The organism is Paraburkholderia bryophila (assembly GCF_013409255.1).
Classification (GTDB): Bacteria; Pseudomonadota; Gammaproteobacteria; order Burkholderiales; family Burkholderiaceae; genus Paraburkholderia.
In genome coordinates, this window is the sequence record NZ_JACCAS010000001.1 from 4401184 (window position 1) to 4421301 (window position 20118).

Consider the following 20118-nt stretch of genomic DNA (forward strand, 5'->3'; position numbering starts at 1 on the left):
CGGTTGGAGCGGCGGCTAAAAAAAGCCGCTAAAAATAGCGGCTAACGTTTCAAAGTTTCAACGGCTCAGCGCGTCAAAGCAGGCCCTGACGCTTCGCGCGAGCCGGCAGCGCCAGATGATTCCACGCCGCGAGCCCGGCGAACGCGAGTCCGGCCACGCTGACGCCGAGCCATCCGAACATCGGCCAGACGAAGGCGCCGACGCCGGAGCCGAACGCGCCACCAATGAAATACGCGACCATGTACACCGTATTCACGCGTGAGCGTGCATCGGGCTTGAGCGCGTAAATGCGCGACTGGTTCGAAATCTGCGCGGCCTGCACGCCAATGTCGAGAATGATCACGCCGACCACGAGCCCGGCGATACTCTTCGCCGACGCGCCAAATACCACGAACGAAATGGCCACCAGCGCGATCGATACGGTGATGATCGACTGCGGTCCGCGCTTGTCCGCGAACTTGCCGGCGAGCGGCGCGGCCATCGCGCCGGCCGCGCCGACGATCCCGAACAGCCCCGCGGCCTGCGGCCCGAGATGGAACGGCGCACCGGCCAGCAGCAAGGCCAGCACCGACCAGAAAATACTGAACGCGCCGAACATCGCCGCGCCGGTCAGCGACGCCTCGCGCAGCGCGCGATGCTCGACGATCAGATGCCACATCGACACCAGCAACTTGCCGTAGGGCAGCGTCGAAGTCGGCTGACTCTTCGGCAGACGCAGAATGATCACGACCGCCAGCACCAGCAACGCAACGACCGACACCGCGAACACCGCGCGCCATCCAAAGTATTCGGCGACGAGACCGGCGGCCGTTCGTGCCAGCAGAATCCCCAGCAGCAGACCGCTCATCACCGTGCCGACCGCGTGACCGCGCTCGGCCGGCGGCGCGAGTTCCGCGGCGAACGGCACGGCCTGTTGCGCGATGGTGGCGAGCACACCGATCGCCAGACTCGCGCCGATCAGCACCGTCAGCGTCGGCGCCGCAGCGGCCACGACCAGCGCGATACACATGCCGACGATTTGCAGCAGGATCAGCCGGCGTCGATCGAAACGGTCACCGAGCGGCGCCAGCAGCAGCATGCCGGCGGCGTAGCCGAGTTGCGTGACGGCCGGTACCGCGCCGACCCACGACGCGCCGGTCGGAAACGACTGGCGGAAATTGTCGAGCAGCGGCTGGTTGTAATAGATGTTCGCGACCGACACACCGGCGATGGTCGCGAGCAGAAACAGCAGACCGCGCAGCGACCGGTCGGCGGTAGCGGGAGAAGACGGGTTGGGTGTGGACATGAGAGGCGACGTTCGACGGACCGGCCCATGCGCGGTCCTTGAGCGTGCCGATCATACCGGAGCAGGGCGGATCGTGCTGACGGTGCCGACGACCGCGTGATGCGTTTGCCCCGCGCCGGGAAGGCGCGGGGTCGAGCGAATCAGTCGATCAACGCGCCTTCCGGTTCATAGAACGGATACGGCCCGTCGGAGGCCTCGACATACGCGTGATGCGTGACGATACCCGTCGCCGGATCGTAGCGATGCAACGCGTACGCGGGCGGCTCCATCGTAAACGCGGACGGCGCGTCGTCGCGTAGATCGAGCGTGACCTGATGCGCGGGCGCCGGCACTGCGGAGGCGATCGTGCCGCCGAAGCGCACGAACATCGGCCGATGCACATGGCCGCAGATCACCCGCTCCACATTCGGATAACGCGCGATCAACGCGGCGAGTTTGTCGGCCGCCGCCGGGTCGAGCCGCAATTCGTCCATATGGCCGATGCCGCACACGAACGGCGGATGATGCAACGCGACCACGGTCGGCTTGCCTTGCGCCGCGTCGAGTTGCGTTGCGAGCCACGCGAGCCGCGCATCGCACAGCAAGCCGGCGCTTTGACCCGGCACCATCGAATCGAGCGCGATCAGGCGCAGCGGGCCGAGATCCACCGCGTAGTGCACGAACTCGCCGCCGCTCTGCAATTCCGCGCGATCCGGAAATGCCGCGCGCAAGGCGGTGCGTTCGTCGTGATTGCCGACCAGCATGAAGTAGGGAATCTCGAGCGGTGCGAGCAGCGCTTTGAGGTACTCGTACTGTTCAGGATCGCCCTGGTCGACGAGGTCGCCGGTCATGATCACGGCATCGGGACGCGGTTCGAGCGCGTTGAGCGCGGCGACGCAGCGCGCCAGATGCGCGCCGGTATCGACGCGGCGGTAAGCGAGCGCGCCCGGCCGTTTGATATGCAGGTCGCTAATTTGAGCCAGCAGCATGGGGTAGTCCCTTTTTATAGCGCGCTAGTAGAGCAGCGCGATGTCGTCAAGATAGCGCAATCAGCGCGCCTTGCGCGATCGAGATGCCGACCGGCGTGCCGCGCGCCAATTCGACGCGGCCCGCGACGTCGATCAGCAACGCGTCCGGTGCGGCGCCGCCGATCGTCAGACGGGTGCGCTCGCCGAGAAACGCCGTGCTTTCAACGTGACCGCGCAATTGCGCGTTGGCCGGATCGGCGAGATACGCGTCTTCCGGCCGGAAGAAAATCTCGTGCGCGGCGTTGCCTAACGAGGAGGGCAGCGGCACCGCACCGCCGGTGGTCGTTAGCATGCCATCGCGGCGTTCGCCGGCCAGACGGTTGATCGTGCCGACGAACTGCGCGACCGTGCGATTCGCGGGCCGATAGTAGATGTCGCGCGGCGAACCGATCTGCTCGATGCGCCCCGCGCTCATCACGACGATACGGTCGCCGAGTTCCATCGCTTCGGCCTGATCGTGTGTTACGTAGACGGTCGTAATGCCCAACTCGCGCAACAGCGTGTTCATCTCGCTGCGCAAGGTGTCGCGCAAACGCGCGTCGAGGGCGGTGAGCGGTTCGTCGAGCAGCAGCACGCGCGGCTGCACCGCGAGCGCGCGGGCCAGCGCGACGCGCTGACGCTGGCCGCCGGACAACTGGTCGATCGGTTTGTCGGCGTGCGCGGTGAGACGCATCATCGCGAGTAATTCGTCGACGCGCTGGCGCGCGGTGTCCGCGGCCGTGCGCCGGATCTTCAGGCCATAGCCGATGTTGCCGCGCACCGTCAGGTTCGGGAACAGCGCGTAGCTCTGGAACACCATGCCGACCTGGCGTTTTTCGATCGGCAGCGCGGTGACGTCTTCGTCACCGAACGCGATGCGGCCACCTGCGTCCGGTGTTTCGAGACCCGCGATCATGCGCAGCGTCGTGGTCTTGCCGCAGCCGGACGGCCCGAGCAACACCAGCGTTTCACCCGCGCCGATCTGCAGATCGAGCGGTTCGAGTACGCGCGTGCCGCGAAACGTTTTCGCGCACTGCGCGAGCGTAATGGGAACGGAGGCGAGTTTCATGGCGTGGACGTGGGTGTTGACTTGATGATGGACTTCGATGCCGAGGCCGCGCTGCGTTTTTTCGCCGCGCTGCGCTGACCGGTCGCATCGACGCCGAGCCATTGCATCGCGACGAGCAGCGGCATCGTCATGATGAAAAACAGAATCGTGTACGCGCTGCCGATCTCGATGCGCAACGACGCGTAGGTGTCGGCGAGGCCGACCGGCAGCGTCTTGGTGTCGGGCGTGTGCAGCATCCAGGTGAGATTGAATTCGCCGATCGACAACGTCACGACCGCCAGCGCGCCGGCCACGATGCCCGGCCGCGCGTTCGGCAGCACGACCGTCACGAAGCGCTGCCAGAAGCTCGCGCCGAGACTCGCCGCGCCTTCTTCGAGCGTGCGCAGATCGCTGCTCGCGCAGACCGCGGCGACCGCGCGCACCATGAAGGGCAGCGTGAACACCACATGCCCGACCACGATGAAGGCCACGCTCATGCGGAACATCGTGAAGCCGCCGTAGACCACCAGCAGGGCGAGCGCGGACGCGAGACCGGGCAGCGCGATCGGCAGCACCAGAAATTCTTCGATGATCCGTGACAGCCGCGTCTTGCTGCGCGCGAGCACATAGCCGGCAGGCACGCCGGTCAGCAGCGTGATGAACAGGGTCGCCGCCGCGACTTCGAGCGACAGGAACACCGAGTCGTGATACTGCGTCCACACTTCGACGAGCCAGCGCAGTGTGAGTCCGCTCGACACGCCTTTGAAGTAGTTGACCGTCAGCCCCGCCATGATCGACATGATGACGGGCACGATCAGAAACGCGCACAGCAGCAGCGTAACGAGCCACTGGCCGGCCGCGAGCCAGCTTCTCGATGTCGGCAGCTTGAAGCGCGAGCGCGGTTTCACGGCTGGCTGTTGTAACGAAGCAGGGAGGGAGTTCATCGAAGACGCAGGGTCCGGTGATTGGGTTGCCCCGGGTTTGACGATGCCGCTCATGCGCTTGCCGCCACGGCCGAACCGCTCACGCTGCGCGCAAAGGCCAGTACCGCCCACGTGACGATGCCGAGCACGATCGAGAGGCCGGCCGCCGTCACCATGTTCGCGTTCAGCGTGAACTCGGTGTAGATGGTCATGGGCAGCACGTCGATGTCGGTGGCGAGCGTGAAGGCTGTGCCGAACGCGCCCATCGAAGTCGCGAAGCACACCGCGCCGGCCGCGATCAGACCCGGCGACAGCGCGGGCAGCACGATGTCGCGCGTAATCCGCCACGGCGACGCGCCGAGCGAACGCGCGGCTTCTTCGAGTGACGCGTCGAGCTTGGTGGCCGACGCCATCACCGTGACGATCACGCGCGGAATCGAGAAATACAGGTAGCCGAGAAACAGACCGCTCATCGAATACGCGAACACCCAGCGGTCGCCGGTGAGTTTGAGCGAGAGCGCGCCGATCAGCCCCTGGCGTCCCGCCAGCATGATCACCATGAAGCCGACCACCACGCCGGGAAACGCCAGCGGAAACGTGAGCAGCGCGAGCAGCGTGCGCTTGAGCGGAAACTCGCGGCGCGCCAGCAGCAAGCCGGCGATCACCGACAGCACGAGCGTCGCCGCCGTGACCGCCGCCGAGAGCAGCACCGTCGCGCCGAGGCTCGACATGTAGCGCGGGTTCGTCAGCATCGCGCGATAGGTGGCGAAGGCGTGACCGTCGCCGCTCAGTTGCGCGAGCGCGCCCATCGGCAACAGCCAGAACGCGATGAACACCGCCAGCGCCGGCGCGATCAACGCAATGCGCCAGCGCAGCGGGAACGTAATGTCGTTCAATGCATCACCTGGAGATAACGCTCGCCGAAGCTCGATTGCTTCTCCGCCATCTTGCCGAAATCCACCGGCTTGGCGCGTGCGTAGTCGGCGGCCGGCAGGAATTTGGCAGCCGTTTCCGGGCTCATCGCGCTGGCGCGGACCGGACGAAGATAAGCCTCCGCCCACAGCTTCTGGCCTTCGTCGGAGAGCACGAAATCGAGCACCTTCTTGCCGTTCGCTTCGTGCGGCGCGCCCTTCACGAGACTCATCACGTACGGCACCGAGATCGTGCCTTCCTTCGGAATCACGAACTCGACGTTCGCGTGATCCTTGTACTTGGCGCGGTAGGCGTCGAAGTCGTAGTCGAGCAGGATCGGAATTTCGCCGGACATCACGCGCGCGTAGGCGGTTTGCTTCGGCACGATCGGCGCGTTGGCCTTCAGCTTGCGGAACCAGTCGAGACCCGGTTCGAAGTTGTCGAGCGTGCCGCCGAGCGCCTGGTTCACCGCCACCGCGCCCGCATAGCCGACGAACGCGCTCGACGGATCGAGGTAGCCGATCATGCCTTTGTATTCAGGCTTGAGCAGGTCGGCCCACGAACGCGGCACCGGCTTGCCTTCGAGCGCGTCCTTATTGACGAAGAAGCCCAGCGTGCCCGAGTGGATCGCGAACCAGAAGCCTTGCGGGTCTTTCTCGTTGGCGGGAATGTCGTCCCAGTGCGCCGGCTTGTACGGCTGGATCACGCCCTTGTCCTTCGCCTGGAATGCCGACGACACGCCCAGGTAGACCACGTCGGCGACCGGGCTCTTCTGCTCGGCCATCAGTTGCGCGATCGACTGGCCGGAGTTCTTGTTGTCGAACGGTACGCGGATGCCGGTCTTTTGCTGGATCGCTTTGATCTGGCTCGCCCAGTCGGCCCATTCGGGCGGGCAGTTGTAGCAGATTGCGGTTTCGTCGGCTTGGGCTGCTTGCGGGGCGAGCGCGCCGAGGGCGGCGGTGATTAGCGCGCCAGCGGCGAGCGCGGTGGTGCTGGTGCGCGCGAGGCGGGACCAGAGCGGTTTGAGCGAGTTCAGTGAGGCGCGTGACTGGGGCGACATGAGCGACTTAAGCGACGAAGTGAAGCGTGCGGACGAGCGGATCACTGCGGGTCTCCTGGAGAGGACGAGAGCGGGTGGTTCGGGGTCGAGGTGCGTGAATCGAAAGACATGAATCGAATGACTTGAGTCGAAGGCCGTGAGTCGAAAGACGGGTCAGGCGAACGGTTTTTCCGCGGTGGCCGCCGATGCATGCGGCGACGACGTGGCATCGCGATTCGAAATCGCCGCGATGGTCGCGCCCTGGCGCAAGCTGTGCGGCAAGGTCAGCGTCAGCGAGGTTTCGTTCAACGCTTCGTACGCACCGCCGACGCGCGCCAGCAAGCGCTCCCACGCCGCGCAGCCGATTTCGCGATTCGGCGCGCAGATGCTGGCGAGCGGCGGCGACAGCAGATCGCCCACGGCGAGGCCGTCGAAGCCGAGAATCGACATGTCGTGCGGAATCTGCAGACGCGCGCGGCGCAGGCCGCGCATGACCACCATCGCGAGCAGGTCGTTGCTGCAGAACAGCGCGCTCGGGCGATTCGGCCCGCTGGTCAGATGCGCGAGCACCGACGGCGACAGTTCGTCGGCGTTGAAATCGACTTCGAGCGCGGGCGCGGGGGTGAGGCCGGCCTGCTGCATGGCTTGCGAGTAGCCCAGATGCCGTTGACGCGCGCGGTCGGACGCGGCCAGCGAACCGGCCAGCATCAGGATGCGGCGGTGGCCGTGAGCGATCAGCATGCGTACGCCGTCGTAAGCGGCGAGACGGTTGTCGACCGACACCGACGGACGGCGCACCGTGTCGTTATGCATCAGCACGTAGAGCAGGCCGTCGCGGTCGAGTTCGTCGAGCAGCGGGTGCGTGTCGGCGTCGGACACCGTCAGGATCAGGCCTTCCACGCGATGTTCGCGCAGCGTTTCGATCGCGTGGCGTTCGCGGTCGGCGTCGTACTGCGTGGTCATCAGCATGAGCCGGTAGCCCTGCGCCGACGCGAGTTCGTCGATGCCCTGCAGGCATTCGGCGAACACGGGATTGGCGAGCGTCGGCAGAATCACGCCGATCAGACGCGTGCGCTCGCCACGCAGTTGCCGGCCCAGCGGGCTGGGGCGGAAGTTGAGGGCGTCGATCGATTGACGCACTTTGTCGAGCGTGACGGGATTCACGGTGTGCGGCGCGTTGATCGCGCGCGAGACCGTGGCGATGGAGAAGCCAGCGTGCGCGGCGACATCTTTGATCGTCGGGGTCATGGGGTTCCGCTCGGTTGTAAACGTTTTCGTGAGCGGATTATCGGGAAGCTTTGTGACTTGCGGATGACTTCGAAATTCAGCGCGGCGGGGTGGGGAAGGGTGAGTGGACGTCAGGATTGCGCCGGTTTGGTGCGCTCGCCAGGCAATGGTAGAATTCGCGTCCACGTAAGATTCAACACCCTGCCGGGGTGATGAAATTGGTAAACATAGCGGACTTAAAATCCGCCGCCTCACGGCTTGCCGGTTCAAGTCCGGTCCCCGGCACCACGGGAAATCTCAGCGTTTCCCGTAGTTGATAAAAAACCTCTGCGCTCAGGGGTTTAGCCAGTTTCAAATCCCATCGTTGCTCAACGTTTCCCATTGACACCCATCAGGGTGGGCATCTTTTGGGACGATTCTGTTATGTGAGGACAATCGTTAGGACAGCGCCGGGCTATTCGCAACCAGTTCGCATAACTTCATTGCTGTTCAACTTCCTGCGTTGCCTGCGCGGTCTATTTCGTCATACATTACCGTCGTCCATCGCAATTGAGGGCTGGGTAATGCCTGCATCCTGCTATTTCACGCTTAACAATCAGAAAGTGTCCGCTCTAGTCTGCTCTGGATTCGGAGGAGTGGCTGCGTTTTCAGGCAATAGTCAGCACATCGACAACCCCTCCGATACCTCGGTTGTCGGAGCAGGACCAATCCCGAAGGGACGCTACTACATCATCACGCGCGAACCCGGCGGCCGGCTCGGACGGCTGCGTGACTTCGCTCTCGATATCTGGTCTAAGAGTGAGCGTGCTACGTGGTTCGCGCTGTACGGCGCCGACGGCAAGATTGACGATTGGACGTTCGTGAAGGGCGTGCGGCGCGGCAACTTCCGCCTGCATCCCACCGGCCGCTGGAATGTCAGCGATGGATGTATCACGCTCACATCGCAGGCGCAGTTTGATCGCCTCCGAGGCTACCTGCTATCTCAACCGGCCACGATGATCCCCGGTACGGATATCCCGTACTACGGAACGGTGGAAGTGCGATGAAAAGCATCTTGCGCATGGCTCTCGCGGCCTTGCTTACCCCGCTCGTATTCATCGGTCTTTCGCAGATTGGCCCTCTGGCGCGCTGGGTCGGTAGCGATGCGGCGTGGACGGCATTGGCGCCATTGTTTCGTCTGTTCCGAACAGCTGGCACTGAGGGTGAGGAAAATGTGTTGTTGGGCGCATTGCTTACCGCGAGCTTTATTATCGCTGCGATTATCGTCTGGATGGCGTCAGCTCTGATTCGACACTTCAGAACTCGGCAGGCTTCTCACTGATTCCAAGCTTGACTGAGGGGCCTAGGCTCCAGGGATATTGTCGATGCCAGAGCCATGCGAATGAAGTTATAGGTGAGTGAGCTTTCGTGGCGCTTTCTGGATCGCCTCCATGTACGCGGTGGCGATTTCCCTCATCTCTACCCATCCAACCGATCCACCAACGCAAACGGAATACTCTCCGCAAACAACTCCCGATCCCCCGTCGCACTCGTCTGCGTATTCAACTGCAACGCGAAGTTAAACCCAGGACTCCGCGTGCTAGTAGTGCGTTCCTTAACCTTCAACTCAATCGGCATCCACGAAGCCGGATCGTTCAGAATCCCATCCACCTTCGCATCGATCTGCTGATGTCCCGCCGCCGTCTCCGCCGGCGGCAACTGCTTCGACATCGCCGCCAGCAAATCGAGTTGTTTGGCCGCGCCTCGCTTAAGCCGGTACCGATGAAAGTAAGTCTGATTCGGGCGCCGGTTCGCCTTCACATCACCGAGATGCCGATCAAGCCGTTCCTCTGCAACCGCACGCGCGGGTGGTTGCTGTGGCGCCGGTCGACCATTCAGCTGCGCGTCCTGACGCTCAGCATCCTGTTCAGCAAGCGCCTGCTCGGCAAACAGATCGACCCACTGATCGCGGCTTGCATCGAGCGCGCGCGTGTAGGTCTCGGCGCTGGAATACTCCGTGTCGAACAGACACGCGCGATGCATCAGCGCGCCGTTCTCGCGCACGAGTTGCACTTTGGCGAGATGACTGTCGTCGGCGAAGGTCATGCTCGCTGACGGCGCGTCGAGCGAAACGAGGCCCACGCCCACACTCGAGTCATGCGCTCCGACTGACTTCGTCGCGCTAAGCGTGCCGCTCAACCGTCCGATCAGACGCGAACCGGCACCCACCCGATGCTGCTCGACTTGCACGCGACCGCTTTGCTCGTTGGAATCGAGCGTCTGTTTCGCGGTCTTCTCATAGCCGATCCCGACCGCTGCGCCCGCGCGAAACGGCGAGCCGACCTTGGGCACGCTCACCGACACACCGACATCGGCAGACGCACCGCGCTTGACCGTCCGCGCCACCGTATCGGTCCAACTGACGGACACATCGGGATCGTCGAAATAGTGCTCGGCGAGCCGGTTCCAGGTGCCACGCGCGCCGCCCGAATTCGCGCCGTGCGCCTGGGTCGTCTCGTCGAAAACATGATCGATGATGCCTTCGAGTTTCTCGCGCATCGCACCGTCGTCGTAGCCCGTGCCGTTCTGATTGACGCGCCGTGCCACGCGCAGCGACACGCCGCTCGGCTCGGACAACTCCTGCGAATGCAGCACGGCCTGGGTGGTCAGTCCCGCGCGCATCTGGGTCAGGCCGACGTCGACGTCATAGCCGACCAGCACGCCGACGCCCGCATGCCGCAGCTGCGTTTTGGCGGTGCCGACGAACATCTCGACGCCATGCGTGCCGCGGCTCAATTCGACCACGGCTTCACGCGTTTTCGACGCGCGCAGATCGAGGCGCGGCGCAATCGGCACGGCACCCGCGTGCAAGACCTTGCTGAGATTCGCTGACAACCCACGCGTGCTGACGCCGATGCGGCTACCGTCGGTCAGACGCAGCCGCGAACTCGATTGCAGATCGTGCGCGACGTCCTTGAGCGTTTGCCGGACCGCGCCGGCGCTCTCCGCATCGGCGGCCGGAGTGGGCGGCCGCGCCCGATCCTTCAGGGACGACACCTGGGTCCAGAACGGCGAATCCGCAGGGACCTTGGCGACCTTGCCCCATGACGCGAGCCGTTCCAGATTGAACGGCTGTTTCGCGATCGATTTGAACGGCTTGCTGCGCGCGAGCGTGTGCGGGTCGGTGTTGGCCCAACGCGCGGTCTCGGCGCGCAGGCGGTCGAGCGTGGCGGGCGATCCGACATCGCGCGGCTGCAGTTCCGCGCACAACTGCTGCGCGCGTTCGGTGACCTGATGCAACTGGCCGGCGTCGAGCTGGCCGTTTGGAAAACCGCCTGCTTCGAGCCAGACATGCAGCGCGGCGAGCTCGGCGATCGACTGCTCCGGACGCGCGTGCGACAACGCCGCCGCGGCGCGCATTTCCGGGCGCTCGCACAACGGCGTCAACGCCTGGCGCATGCCGTCTTCGAGTTTGGCCTGTTCGGCACCGACGGTCTTGCGCGGCACGCCTTGCGTGCCGAAGCGCAGCGCCGACAGCGGCGAACTGCGCTTGCCGACGAGCCGCGGAAAGAAACTCTTCCAGCGGTTTTCGCCGACCCGGTCGATGGTCTTCGCCGAGAACTTGTTCAGACGCTCGCGTGCCTGCGACAAATCGCTGCCGCGTCCGTCGTCGCGGAAGTTCTGACGCCACGCGAAGAACGCGCCTTTCTGATCGGCGTTCAACGCGCCGCGCCCTTGCGTGGTCAGTGTCGCTGCCGCGTCGTAGGCTTGCCAGGCGAGCCGTGTGTCGCCCAACGGCGTACCTGTTGCCGGTGCGGCGCGTGCGGCGACCGCCGCGGGCGCTGGATCCTGCGCGGGGCCCGCGCCGTGAAGTGGGGGATCGAGCGCGTCGGCGGCTTGCAGCATCATGCGTTGCGCGAGCTGGGTCGACGCGCTGCCGGGCGGCGGCTGGCCGCCGTGACGTAACTGGTTGAGCGCTTCGAAACCGGCATCGGTGCGCGCCAGCGTGCGCGCGACCTGCCATGCGCCGGCTTCGGCCGGCGTGCTCGAGCGGGCGGTTTGCATCCGCGCGAAGTCGAGGTGTTCGAGCGCGTCGAGCACGTCGTTGGCGCTGCGCGCGTCGCCGATCGTCGCGCCGTGCAAGGCCTGGGCGACGAGCGCGCCGCGGCTCGCCGGCAACGCGGCATCGGGGCCGCCTAATGCGCTTAGACGATGTGACAGCGTGGCCTGCGCGAGCAGATCGTTCGCAGGCGCGGGGAGTTGATGGCCGACGTACGCGCGCAATGCGGCTTCGCTGGCCATGGCGTCGAGCGGGATCGTCGATGCGGGTTGCGCGTGGGCGGCGGCAGGCGCGGCGTTGTGCGCGGCCGCCGCGATAGACGGACCCGAAGCAGCCGACGCCGAAGAAGCCGAAGAAGCAGAAGAAGCCGAAGAACCCGACGCAGAAGAACCCGAACCACCCGAAGCTCTCGCCGTCTTCCCAAGCGCCTGCCGGCTCTGCCGTTCGCTCTTAGCCAGCGGCGTGGCTGCCGCGCTCGACCCCGCCACCGGCTTAGCCGGATACCGCTCGCCGTTAGCCGTGAAATCCGCCGGCGCGAACGGCTTGCCGTGCCGGCTCGCTTGCGACAGGGCGGTGCTGACATCGAATTTGCTCGCCCGTAACCGCGCACCGGTTCGCGATAGCGTATTACCGAGCCGGCCCAGCAGCGTATCGTCGACCAGCGGCCCCGCTTGCGGCGCGCCGGCAGGCATCGCGGCAGGTGCTTCGCCGGGCCGATGAACCGGCGCTGCGGTCGCTTCGGTCGCTTCGGCTGCTTCGGTTTCCGGCGTGCGGGGCACGCGCGGCGGTACGGCATGGATGTCGGACATGGCGAGTGGCGTTCAACGAGCGGCAGTTGAACCCACGGTAGGCAGCACGTATGACACCCCCAGGCAGCGTGCGAAGCAACGTCACCGCACGCGAAGTAGCCCCACGCCGGCCGAAGCCTCCAGCGCTTCGAGATCGACGCTGATCCGCAACGCGAGCCGCTGCGCGCCGTGCTGCCGCGCACGTTGCAGCGCGCGTTCGAGCAGCGGCCGCACGGTGCCCGAATCGTCGCCGCTACGCAAACGCACCATCGCCTCCAGACGCAACAGCTCGGGCACATACCAAAGCTCGCCGGTTCGCTCGCTGCGTGTCACGGCGTCGCGCAACGTCGCGCCGAGCGTCGCCGCGAATTCGGGCGCGCCATGCAGCGCGATACGCGGCAACAGCGTGGCGATGAACGCGATGTCGGGCACCTGCACGCGTTCGCGCGCAATGCGTTTCGCCGCGCCGCCGATCAACCTCAGCGCGGCTTCTTCGTCGCCGCGCCGGGCGTCGAGCCACAGCTGGAAATCGAGTCCGACGCGCAGCCAGCGTTTGACGCCCGCCGCACGCGCTCGCGTCACGAGTGCGGCGGCGCAGGACTCGGTCAGCGCGATGTCGTCGTCGAGCGCGGCGAGCGCGCAGGCGAGGCTGAGCGCGATGCAGCACGCGAGCGGTTCGCTCTCGTCGGCGGGGTCGCGGATCGTGACGCGCAGCGGGGCGGCCGTCTGCGGTTCGCCGACCAGCCACAGCGTGACGGCATGAATTGCCCGCGCCACCAGATGCAGCGACAGCCCATAACTGGTGGCGACCGCATTGGCCTCGCGGCTCATCTCTTCGTCGACGCCGTCGGCTTCGTCATTGAGGCCGACCACCGGCGCGAGCAGGCGGAGCGCGGTGTCGAAGTCGCCGCCGTACGCCGTGACGATGCCCTCGATCCGCCGCGCGTTGATGCTCACCACCGGACTGTGTGCGATGGGCGCAATCTCGCTGAACTGGCCGGATAGCCACCGGCAATGCTTGATCTCGCCGACGTCGAGCGCGCACATCACGAGGCAGAACAGCGCGCGCAACCGGTACGGCGTATCGGCGCAGATGTTGGCGAGGTCGTAGGTGCGCTGCCAGCTCTCGACGATCTCCGCCGACGCGCTGCGTTTGAGCGTCAGCGCTCGCGCGAGCACGGCGCGCAGCCGCATCTCGTCTCGGATGCGCCGCATCGACACGCTGTCCACCCGCGCCAGCACCGCACGCACCCAGCCGATGTATTCGTCGACGAGCGCGAGCGCGGCCCAGATCGGTGCGGTGTTGTCGAGCAACTCGGTGCACAACTCCACCTTGTCGACGGAGACGGCCCACTCCAGCGCGGCGCGCAGCGCGTCGATATCGTAGCGGCTGTGCGCGGTGGCCATGGCGACGCCCGCGCCGAACCGGCGCGCCATGTCGCGAGCCACAAACTGCGCATGATGCAGGCCGGCCTCGGCGCTTTCGCGATTACGCTCCAGCGCGTCGAGCGCGAAACGGCGCACGGCGGGCGGCAGGCGCAGCCGCAACGTGCCGTCGCAATCGACCGCATTCACGAGCCCCGCGTCCATCAACGTATGAAGCTGGTGTTCCAGTTGATGCCCTTCGGGCGGCTCGAAACCGTAATCGCTGCCGAACGCGCTGAGCATTTCGTAGGCGGCGTCGTGCGAAAACGCCGTGGCGAAAATGCCGAGCCGGCGCAGCATTGTGCGAGTCGGCGCTTCGAGCGCCGCGTAGGACAGATCGAGCATGACGTGGACGATTGCCGCACGCGGCAGCACGATGCGGCGGCCGCCGCTGCGATGGGTCATGACCGTGTCGAGTTCGCGCGCGAACGCCACGATGGCATCTTCCGGCGGCATGCCGCTGCGCACCTGGCCGGCGATGGTCGCCGCCGCCAGTTCGAGCGCGAACGGCACGCCGTCGACGCGCCGGCAAATCAGCGCGGCGGCCGCGAACGTGGCCGGCGCGAGCTGGCTCACATCGGCCAGCGGCGCGTGCGACCCCGCCGCTTTCAGACAGTGCGCCAGCCGGGTGAAGAGGAGCCGCAACGCGTCGTAGTCGAGCGTGGCGGGCGTCTCGTCGGTCTGTTCGGGCGGCACGCGCAACGCGGCCACCGGCACCGCTGCTTCGCCGCCGATGAAAAGCGGCGACTCGCACGTTGCAATCACGTGCAGGCCCGTGGTGTTCGTGACCAGCGTATCGATCAGGGCCGCCGCCGCTTCGCTCAGATGATCGCAGTGATCGACGATCAGCAGCAGGCGCCGCTCGCCGATCTGCGCGGCCAGATTGGCCGAGGTGGTCAGGTCGCCGGCGGGCTCCAGGCCGAGCGCTGCACCGATCGCGTTGGCCACGCGGTCGGGTTGCGCGAGCGAAGCGAGTGCCGCGCAGAAATCGCCGTCGGGAAATTGCGGGCCGAGGTGGCTCGCGGCTTCGATAGCCAGACGCGTTTTACCGACGCCGGAGGCGCCCGTCAGCGTCACGATGCGGCGCGTGGGCACCAGCGCGAGCAGTTCCGATAGTTCGGCATGACGGCCGATGAACGGCGACGGATCGATGCTCTGCGAACGCAGCGAAGCGCTCGCGCTGGTTGGCATCAGCGCGGGGAAAGCTGGCGTGGACGGTGCGGCGGGAGCGGCGGGAGCGGCGGCCAGGCGCGACGCCCGCGGGGCGTCCCACGCCGCGGCGGGGGACGATGCGGAACGCGTGCCGGATGGTGTGCCGAGTTGCCCGCCGAGTTGCGTACCGAGTTGCGTACCGAGTGGTGCGCCCAATCGTGCACCGAATTGAGCACCATAGGCGAAGCCCGACGATACCCGCGACCCAGACGCGCCGAACGTCGCGCCATAGGTGGACGCTGAGCTCGACGCGAGCGTTGCCGCGGCCGACGGGCCTGCCGCCTCGCTCGCCGCAAACGAGTTGGCGAGCGACGCCGCAATGCTCCCCGCATTCGCGGCCGCGAGATCGAGTCCGGCGTCGGGCGTGTCGAGCACGCGGATTTCGCCCGCGAAGCGATAACCGCGACCGGCCACGGTGACGATCAGATCGCGGGCGTCGTCGAGGGCGCGGCGAATCGCGGAAATTTGCGCCTGCACGGTGTTCGCGTCGATCGTGCTGCCCGGCCAGACGAGTTCACGCAACTCGGCGGTCGACACCACGCGGCCGCGGGCCTCGAGCAGGGCCGCCAGCATGGCGAACGGGCGCGTGCCGAGTTCGATGACGGCGCCGTCGGATATCAGCAGGCCCACGTCGCGTGCGAGCCAGAATCGCGAAAATGCGATGACCTGACCAGTGAGCCGCGGTAGCGACATGATGGGTCTCCGGCGTAGTAGTGTTTCGGTCCACCGGCGAGGGGTACTCGCAAGGCATGCGTAACGAATTACCGCGATGCGGCCATTCGTCAGACCTTTGTATTATCGCCTGAGAAGTGAACAATTGCCTGTATTGCGAACACTTCTTCGAATTCGCGGTGCGATCGTTCGACCGGTCCAACCGTGTCAGGCATCCTCGAGACTCCATTGCATGGTGTTGCGCAGCCACGCGGCGCCTTCGCTGGCCGGTTCCGGCGGCACGGGCGCGGGCCGCGTCAGCGCGAACAGATAACTGTCGGCTGCGGCAAGGCCGCGATTCGGGCGAGGTTCGTGGTTGGTCAGCAGCGCTTCCTTGACGAAGCCGAGCCGCTCCATCGAACTGTGCGCCGCGCCGTCCACGGCGCAGCACGCGAATACACGGTACACGCCGGGCTGTTCGATCAGCCAGTCGATCAATTCCTGCAGCGCCAGCACGCCGGCCCGGCGTCGCCGCGCGCCGCCATGGCGGCTGATGATGACGCCGATTTCCACGCGCGGCAGCGTCGGTTTCAATTCGATCAGCGCGGTCAGCCGGCCGGTCTCCTTGCATTCGAGCGTGTAGCGAATCAGGCTGCCGTCGTCCCAGCCGCGCAGCGCCTCGGCGATGAAACCGTCCGTCTGGCTCACGCCGGTCTGGCGCAACACGGGCAGGTCGCGCATCGTGTCGGCGTCGCCGAGCATCTGGTCGAACAGGGCGGGGGCGTCGGCGGGGGTCAATGGGCGCAGCCGCAGAAGCGGCGTGTCGATACTGTCGAGCGGGGTGAGGCGCATGAGTCGGACTCCGATTGAGCGACGAGTCCCCGCAGTGTGCCGTTGGCGTGTGACTCGTACACGACCGGCCGCGAACCGGCGTCAAGAGGTGCGAACACGGGGAGGTGGCGAAGGCGTGGCGAGCTACGCGAGTGCGACGCGAAGATTAGGCGAGCATTAAGTGAGCACTAGGCGAGCACTAGGCGAGCACTAGGCGAGCACCTGGCGAGCACCTGGCGAGTGCCGACGGCGCGTGCCGAGTCGGCCCGGCGGTGGTCGATGCCGCATTGCGCTTCGCATCCGCGCACACGAGTTCGCATCGCGTCGGCAGACTTCGCACGCGGGTTGTAAGGTCGATCAGGACGCCCGTTCGATGCCGTTGTCCTGTGCCTCGCTCGTGCGGCGCACATTCACACCAGGAGCCCGCACCATGCCGAATTCCCCCTCGATCGGACGTTCCAGCGGCGCGCTGCCGCTCGGCGAATCCCATACCTCTCCGGCGCCCGCAGCGGACAGCGGTCAGGCGGTCGGCGGCGCGCCGCACGCCGGTCCGCAAGTGGATGCCAAGCTGAACGCGCTGGCCGGCAACGGCGGCAATGCATCGACGGCGGCGGCGGGCAAGGGCACGCGCGCGTCGTTCGCGGCCAAGGTGTCTTCGGCCGCTACCTCCGCTGTAGCCGCAATGCCTCAGAAGCTCGCGGCCGGCATGCAGGGTCGCGCCGGCCGCATGGGCGCGTTTTCCCAAGGCATGGCCAATACGGCGAACGGCGCGACCGGGATGGCAGAAGCGGGCTTGAACGTGCTCGGCGGCGTGATGCAACTGGAGCAGGCGGCGGTCAACCAGATCGCGGAATTGATGAAGCAGGGCGCACGCAATATCGAGGAGGCGTCGAAGGGTTGACGTGCGTGTCGGGGTCCGCTGCGTGCGCCACCAGGCACGCAGCCCGAACATCAGGGCCGAGGCCCGAACACTGGGCCGCAGCAGGAACACTAAGGCCGCGGCGAGAACACTAAGCTCGCAGCTAAAACACTAAGCCCGCAGCCAGAAAAACTCTCCTGAAGCGATTCCCTCGAACATCTCGTCGCTCGATTCCACGATGTTTTGCCGCCAGTAGCGGCCGTGCTCCGCGTAGTGCGCGAGCAGATCGGCGAGCGCGTTGCCGTCGAGGTCGTCGGCGAACGGCAGCCGCAACACCAACACGACGCCGCCGGTGTCCGTGTCGAGCCCCAGTTGCGCCTGGTCCTGCGCATAGATCAGCAGGTTGGCCTCGAGCATCAGACGGAACACGACGAGCGTGCGCCCGGCGGTGACCGTGCCGAAATGAAAGTTCGCATACATCGCGTCGAGGTCGCGCTCGAAGTAGTCGAGCCGCACATCGAAGCCTTCAACTTCGATTGAGCGTGAGCGCAGCACATGGTCCGCGTCGCCGAGACCGACGACCGCGCACAGATCCGTGATCAGGCTGGTGTAACGCTCGCTACTCATCCTCGTACCTTGCTTGGCGGTTGCGCGCTTGGCTCAACCGGATGCCCCGGCAAGCCGCGTCGCGGCGCCGGCGAAAAAACGAAAAAACGAAAAAACGAAAAAACGAAAAAACGAAAAAACGAAAGAGCACATAAGACACGGCCGGCGCCCGTCGGAAACGAAAACGGGACCGGCCGCATGCGAACCGCCGCCGTCGGCGAGCGGCCCGCGTCAGCGACGCTTAGCTGCCGCGCGACGCATCCTTGACGTTGCTCGCACCGCTCTTCGCAATGTTCGCCACCGATGAATACATGCTCTGCTCAACTTGCATCTGGGCAGACTGCATCGTCATCTGGTCCATTTCCTGCGTGAGACCAGCCATCATTCCGCCTGCGCTTCCTACGGACATAAGAACCTCCAGTGACTAGGGATAAAGAGTGGGAGTGGCCTACATCGAGACCTGCCGTCGCGTCGGCTGCTCATAAGAGCCACGCCGCCGCGACAAGCGCGTTGCCCGTCGCGCCGGCCGCTGCTGCGCCGGTGCGTCGGTGAGCCATTGCGTCGCCGTGTCAGGCGTGCGCGCCGGCCTGTTTTTCCTGCAGCCGCGCAATCACGCGCGACGCAGCGAGAAAGCCGCGATACAGCTTGGCCAGATTGTTGCGATCGAGGTCGGTGGCGCCCTGCGTGTCGCTGATCCGCTGCGCGGTCGCTTCGAGCGACTGGCGAATTGCGTCCACTGTCGGCGCGCCGGCCGGATCGGCCAGGGTCTTCTGCAAATCGTTGAATTCGCCGGCGTGGGCTTCGAGCTGCTCGTACATGTCGATCTCCTGATTGAACGGGGCAAGGGCGGTTAACGGGTCAGCTCGGGGTCAGCTTGCCGGACCGTGGGGTTGAGCCGATGGCAATGTCGCGGGGTTCGGCAGCGGCACGACGCCGGCCGCGCTGCGGGTGACGGTGTCGTTGTCGACGATCGCGGTGTTGGTGGTGTTTGTTGCGTTCGCGACGTTGGCGGTGTTGTTCGGGTTGGCCTTGCCGTTCAGCGCCGCGTTGGCATTGGCGCTTTTATTGACGCTCGCGTTGGCGTTGCCATTCGCGCTCGCATTCACATTGACATTCGCCGTCGCCGCCGCCACGCCGCCCGCATTCGCCTCGCTGTCCGACGCGGCCGGGTCGACGGCGTAAATATGTTTGACGCCGTCCGGTGTCTGCGCATAGCGGACGTCGTCGGAGGAAATCATTTCGGAATACGCCGCGGGCGCTGCGCCACCCGCGGCGACGTTGCCGTTTTCCGCCACCTGCACCACGATGTTTTTCACGTTCGGATCCAGATCGGCGCGCACTCGTGCTAGCGCGGCGTCGAGATCGGCGCGGCTGCTGACGGCGCCGGTAATCGCGAAGTTGCCGTCGCCGAGATAGCGGACATGCGCGCCCGCCACGCCCAGCGAATCCTCGATGCTGCGCGCGTCGTTCTGCGCGACGTCGTAGTTGCGTGCCATGCCGCTCGGCGCGATGCGCGCCAACAGAGTGCGCACGGCGTCGTCGTCGGCGGGGCTCGTGACCATGCCGGTCACCACCACCGTGCTGCCGACCGCATGCGCCTGCAAGCCGCTCAGATGGGCCGCGGCCAGCGCCTCGCTAACGCGTTGCGCGCGGTCGTCGGCATTGCGCGGCAGGGCGGCGCGGCTCATCTGCGTGGTGGTCAGCAGCGAGCCCGCGACGATCACGATACCCAGCACGAAGCACGCCGCCACAGCGCCCACGTAACGGCGCCGCTTCTTGCGTTCGGCCGCGAAACGCGCTTCGGCGGGACGCGCCAGCAACATCGACAGCAGGTCGAGGTCGGACGGCCATGCCGCGTCGTCCGCGCCGATGCACAGGATCATGTCGTCGAATTGCATCGGCACGAAGTCCACCAGCAGCACCACTTCCTCGCCGGCAAGCGGCGCGGCGGCCTGGCCGTCCGCGGTCTGCGCCGACTGCGCTGCTGAGACGGCGGCGGCGACGCGCTGCGCGCTGACCACGCCGCTCGCGTCGACGTGCAGCAGCGCATCCGCACCGCGCCAGTCGGTGAGGCGGATGTCGGCATCGTCGTCGGCGCCGACGCGATGCGTGCCCGGCGTGAGCTGCAACTGCGCTCCCGCGTGAACGCCCGTCAGAATCCGCAGCAGTTTCATCGTGCTCGCACAGGGTGGGTGGGAGGGGCGCCGGAGGAGCGCGCGGGTTGCGCGGCTCGGCCGGCTCGATCGTCTTTAATGTAGCCGCGCGATGTGGCGGGCCGCCGCGAGGA

17 protein-coding genes and 1 tRNA gene are annotated in these 20118 nt (G+C 66.2%); 4 read left to right on the forward strand and 14 right to left on the reverse strand.

The window, feature by feature from the left end; all coding sequences use genetic code 11:
* Positions 1-73: 73 nt before the first annotated feature.
* The 7 genes from GGD40_RS19805 to GGD40_RS19835 form a co-directional block, all read right to left on the reverse strand.
* Positions 74-1285, reverse strand: a complete 1212-nt coding sequence (locus GGD40_RS19805; RefSeq protein WP_179744628.1) for an MFS transporter — start codon at positions 1283-1285, stop codon at positions 74-76.
* 140 nt (positions 1286-1425) lie between these two features.
* The gene (locus tag GGD40_RS19810; RefSeq protein WP_179744629.1) at positions 1426-2253 is read right to left on the reverse strand and encodes a phosphodiesterase; all 828 of its coding nucleotides are present in this window, start codon (positions 2251-2253) and stop codon (positions 1426-1428) included.
* 46 nt (positions 2254-2299) lie between these two features.
* Positions 2300-3340: an ABC transporter ATP-binding protein gene (locus GGD40_RS19815; RefSeq protein WP_179703731.1), complete on the reverse strand. Its 1041-nt coding sequence runs from the start codon at positions 3338-3340 to the stop codon at positions 2300-2302.
* The gene (locus tag GGD40_RS19820; RefSeq protein WP_179744630.1) at positions 3337-4263 is read right to left on the reverse strand and encodes an ABC transporter permease; all 927 of its coding nucleotides are present in this window, start codon (positions 4261-4263) and stop codon (positions 3337-3339) included. Before GGD40_RS19820 ends, GGD40_RS19815 begins: the two co-directional genes overlap by 4 nt.
* Before the next feature lie 50 nt (positions 4264-4313).
* Positions 4314-5138 (reverse strand): ABC transporter permease, encoded by an 825-nt coding sequence (locus GGD40_RS19825; protein ID WP_035546666.1) that lies wholly within the window; start codon positions 5136-5138, stop codon positions 4314-4316.
* The gene (locus GGD40_RS19830; protein ID WP_179744631.1) at positions 5135-6214 is read right to left on the reverse strand and encodes an ABC transporter substrate-binding protein; all 1080 of its coding nucleotides are present in this window, start codon (positions 6212-6214) and stop codon (positions 5135-5137) included. Before GGD40_RS19830 ends, GGD40_RS19825 begins: the two co-directional genes overlap by 4 nt.
* A 153-nt stretch (positions 6215-6367) precedes the next feature.
* Positions 6368-7441 carry a LacI family DNA-binding transcriptional regulator gene (locus GGD40_RS19835; RefSeq protein ID WP_179744632.1) on the reverse strand — a complete coding sequence of 358 codons (1074 nt, stop codon included), beginning with the start codon at positions 7439-7441 and terminating at the stop codon, positions 6368-6370.
* Positions 7442-7623: 182 nt separating this feature from the next.
* Between GGD40_RS19835 and GGD40_RS19840 the strand changes: the two genes are divergently transcribed.
* The 3 genes from GGD40_RS19840 (at position 7624) to GGD40_RS19850 (ending at position 8741) form a co-directional block, all read left to right on the forward strand.
* Positions 7624-7708 (forward strand) — tRNA-Leu (locus tag GGD40_RS19840).
* A gap of 275 nt (positions 7709-7983) precedes the next feature.
* Positions 7984-8466, forward strand: a complete 483-nt coding sequence (locus GGD40_RS19845; protein ID WP_179744981.1) for a DUF2778 domain-containing protein — start codon at positions 7984-7986, stop codon at positions 8464-8466.
* A complete protein-coding gene (locus GGD40_RS19850) occupies positions 8463-8741 on the forward strand; it encodes a hypothetical protein (RefSeq protein ID WP_179744633.1) in 279 nt (92 codons plus the stop codon). Before GGD40_RS19845 ends, GGD40_RS19850 begins: the two co-directional genes overlap by 4 nt.
* 137 nt (positions 8742-8878) lie before the next feature.
* Here GGD40_RS19850 and GGD40_RS19855 read toward each other — a convergent pair whose 3' ends face one another.
* The 3 genes from GGD40_RS19855 to GGD40_RS19865 all read right to left on the reverse strand — a co-directional run bounded on the left by GGD40_RS19855 (position 8879) and on the right by GGD40_RS19865 (position 16387).
* On the reverse strand, positions 8879-12268 hold the full coding sequence (locus GGD40_RS19855; RefSeq protein WP_179744634.1) for an autotransporter: 3390 nt from the start codon (positions 12266-12268) through the stop codon (positions 8879-8881).
* A gap of 81 nt (positions 12269-12349) precedes the next feature.
* On the reverse strand, positions 12350-15577 hold the full coding sequence (locus GGD40_RS19860) for a winged helix-turn-helix domain-containing protein (RefSeq protein ID WP_179744635.1): 3228 nt from the start codon (positions 15575-15577) through the stop codon (positions 12350-12352).
* A 186-nt stretch (positions 15578-15763) separates the two neighbouring features.
* Positions 15764-16387: a GNAT family N-acetyltransferase gene (locus GGD40_RS19865; RefSeq protein ID WP_179744636.1), complete on the reverse strand. Its 624-nt coding sequence runs from the start codon at positions 16385-16387 to the stop codon at positions 15764-15766.
* 409 nt (positions 16388-16796) lie between these two features.
* On the opposite strand from GGD40_RS19865, the gene GGD40_RS19870 reads away from it, so the two are divergent.
* Positions 16797-17267, forward strand: a complete 471-nt coding sequence (locus tag GGD40_RS19870; protein WP_179744637.1) for a hypothetical protein — start codon at positions 16797-16799, stop codon at positions 17265-17267.
* A 129-nt stretch (positions 17268-17396) separates the two neighbouring features.
* On the opposite strand, the gene GGD40_RS19875 is transcribed toward GGD40_RS19870, so the two are convergent.
* The 4 genes from GGD40_RS19875 to GGD40_RS19890 form a co-directional block, all read right to left on the reverse strand.
* Positions 17397-17852 (reverse strand): CesT family type III secretion system chaperone, encoded by a 456-nt coding sequence (locus GGD40_RS19875; RefSeq protein ID WP_134962469.1) that lies wholly within the window; start codon positions 17850-17852, stop codon positions 17397-17399.
* 220 nt (positions 17853-18072) lie between these two features.
* Positions 18073-18240 carry a hypothetical protein gene (locus tag GGD40_RS19880; RefSeq protein WP_179703748.1) on the reverse strand — a complete coding sequence of 56 codons (168 nt, stop codon included), beginning with the start codon at positions 18238-18240 and terminating at the stop codon, positions 18073-18075.
* 160 nt (positions 18241-18400) lie between these two features.
* A complete protein-coding gene (locus GGD40_RS19885) occupies positions 18401-18649 on the reverse strand; it encodes a type III secretion protein (protein WP_179744638.1) in 249 nt (82 codons plus the stop codon).
* A 51-nt stretch (positions 18650-18700) separates the two neighbouring features.
* Positions 18701-20005: a type III secretion protein gene (locus tag GGD40_RS19890; protein WP_179744639.1), complete on the reverse strand. Its 1305-nt coding sequence runs from the start codon at positions 20003-20005 to the stop codon at positions 18701-18703.
* Positions 20006-20118: the final 113 nt, after the last annotated feature.

Excerpts from the sequence above, each read along its gene's own strand:
- GGD40_RS19805 (WP_179744628.1), bottom strand. The coding sequence starts at position 1,285 with ATGTCCACACCCAACCCGTCTTCTCCCGCTACCGCCGACCGGTCGCTG.
- GGD40_RS19810 (WP_179744629.1), bottom strand. The coding sequence starts at position 2,253 with ATGCTGCTGGCTCAAATTAGCGACCTGCATATCAAACGGCCGGGCGCG.
- GGD40_RS19815 (WP_179703731.1), bottom strand. The coding sequence starts at position 3,340 with ATGAAACTCGCCTCCGTTCCCATTACGCTCGCGCAGTGCGCGAAAACG.
- GGD40_RS19820 (WP_179744630.1), bottom strand. The coding sequence starts at position 4,263 with ATGAACTCCCTCCCTGCTTCGTTACAACAGCCAGCCGTGAAACCGCGC.
- GGD40_RS19830 (WP_179744631.1), bottom strand. The coding sequence starts at position 6,214 with ATGTCGCCCCAGTCACGCGCCTCACTGAACTCGCTCAAACCGCTCTGG.
- GGD40_RS19835 (WP_179744632.1), bottom strand. The coding sequence starts at position 7,441 with ATGACCCCGACGATCAAAGATGTCGCCGCGCACGCTGGCTTCTCCATC.
- GGD40_RS19845 (WP_179744981.1), top strand. The coding sequence starts at position 7,984 with ATGCCTGCATCCTGCTATTTCACGCTTAACAATCAGAAAGTGTCCGCT.
- GGD40_RS19850 (WP_179744633.1), top strand. The coding sequence starts at position 8,463 with ATGAAAAGCATCTTGCGCATGGCTCTCGCGGCCTTGCTTACCCCGCTC.
- GGD40_RS19855 (WP_179744634.1), bottom strand. The coding sequence starts at position 12,268 with ATGTCCGACATCCATGCCGTACCGCCGCGCGTGCCCCGCACGCCGGAA.
- GGD40_RS19860 (WP_179744635.1), bottom strand. The coding sequence starts at position 15,577 with ATGTCGCTACCGCGGCTCACTGGTCAGGTCATCGCATTTTCGCGATTC.
- GGD40_RS19865 (WP_179744636.1), bottom strand. The coding sequence starts at position 16,387 with ATGCGCCTCACCCCGCTCGACAGTATCGACACGCCGCTTCTGCGGCTG.
- GGD40_RS19870 (WP_179744637.1), top strand. The coding sequence starts at position 16,797 with ATGCCGAATTCCCCCTCGATCGGACGTTCCAGCGGCGCGCTGCCGCTC.
- GGD40_RS19875 (WP_134962469.1), bottom strand. The coding sequence starts at position 17,852 with ATGAGTAGCGAGCGTTACACCAGCCTGATCACGGATCTGTGCGCGGTC.
- GGD40_RS19880 (WP_179703748.1), bottom strand. The coding sequence starts at position 18,240 with ATGTCCGTAGGAAGCGCAGGCGGAATGATGGCTGGTCTCACGCAGGAA.
- GGD40_RS19885 (WP_179744638.1), bottom strand. The coding sequence starts at position 18,649 with ATGTACGAGCAGCTCGAAGCCCACGCCGGCGAATTCAACGATTTGCAG.
- GGD40_RS19890 (WP_179744639.1), bottom strand. The coding sequence starts at position 20,005 with ATGAAACTGCTGCGGATTCTGACGGGCGTTCACGCGGGAGCGCAGTTG.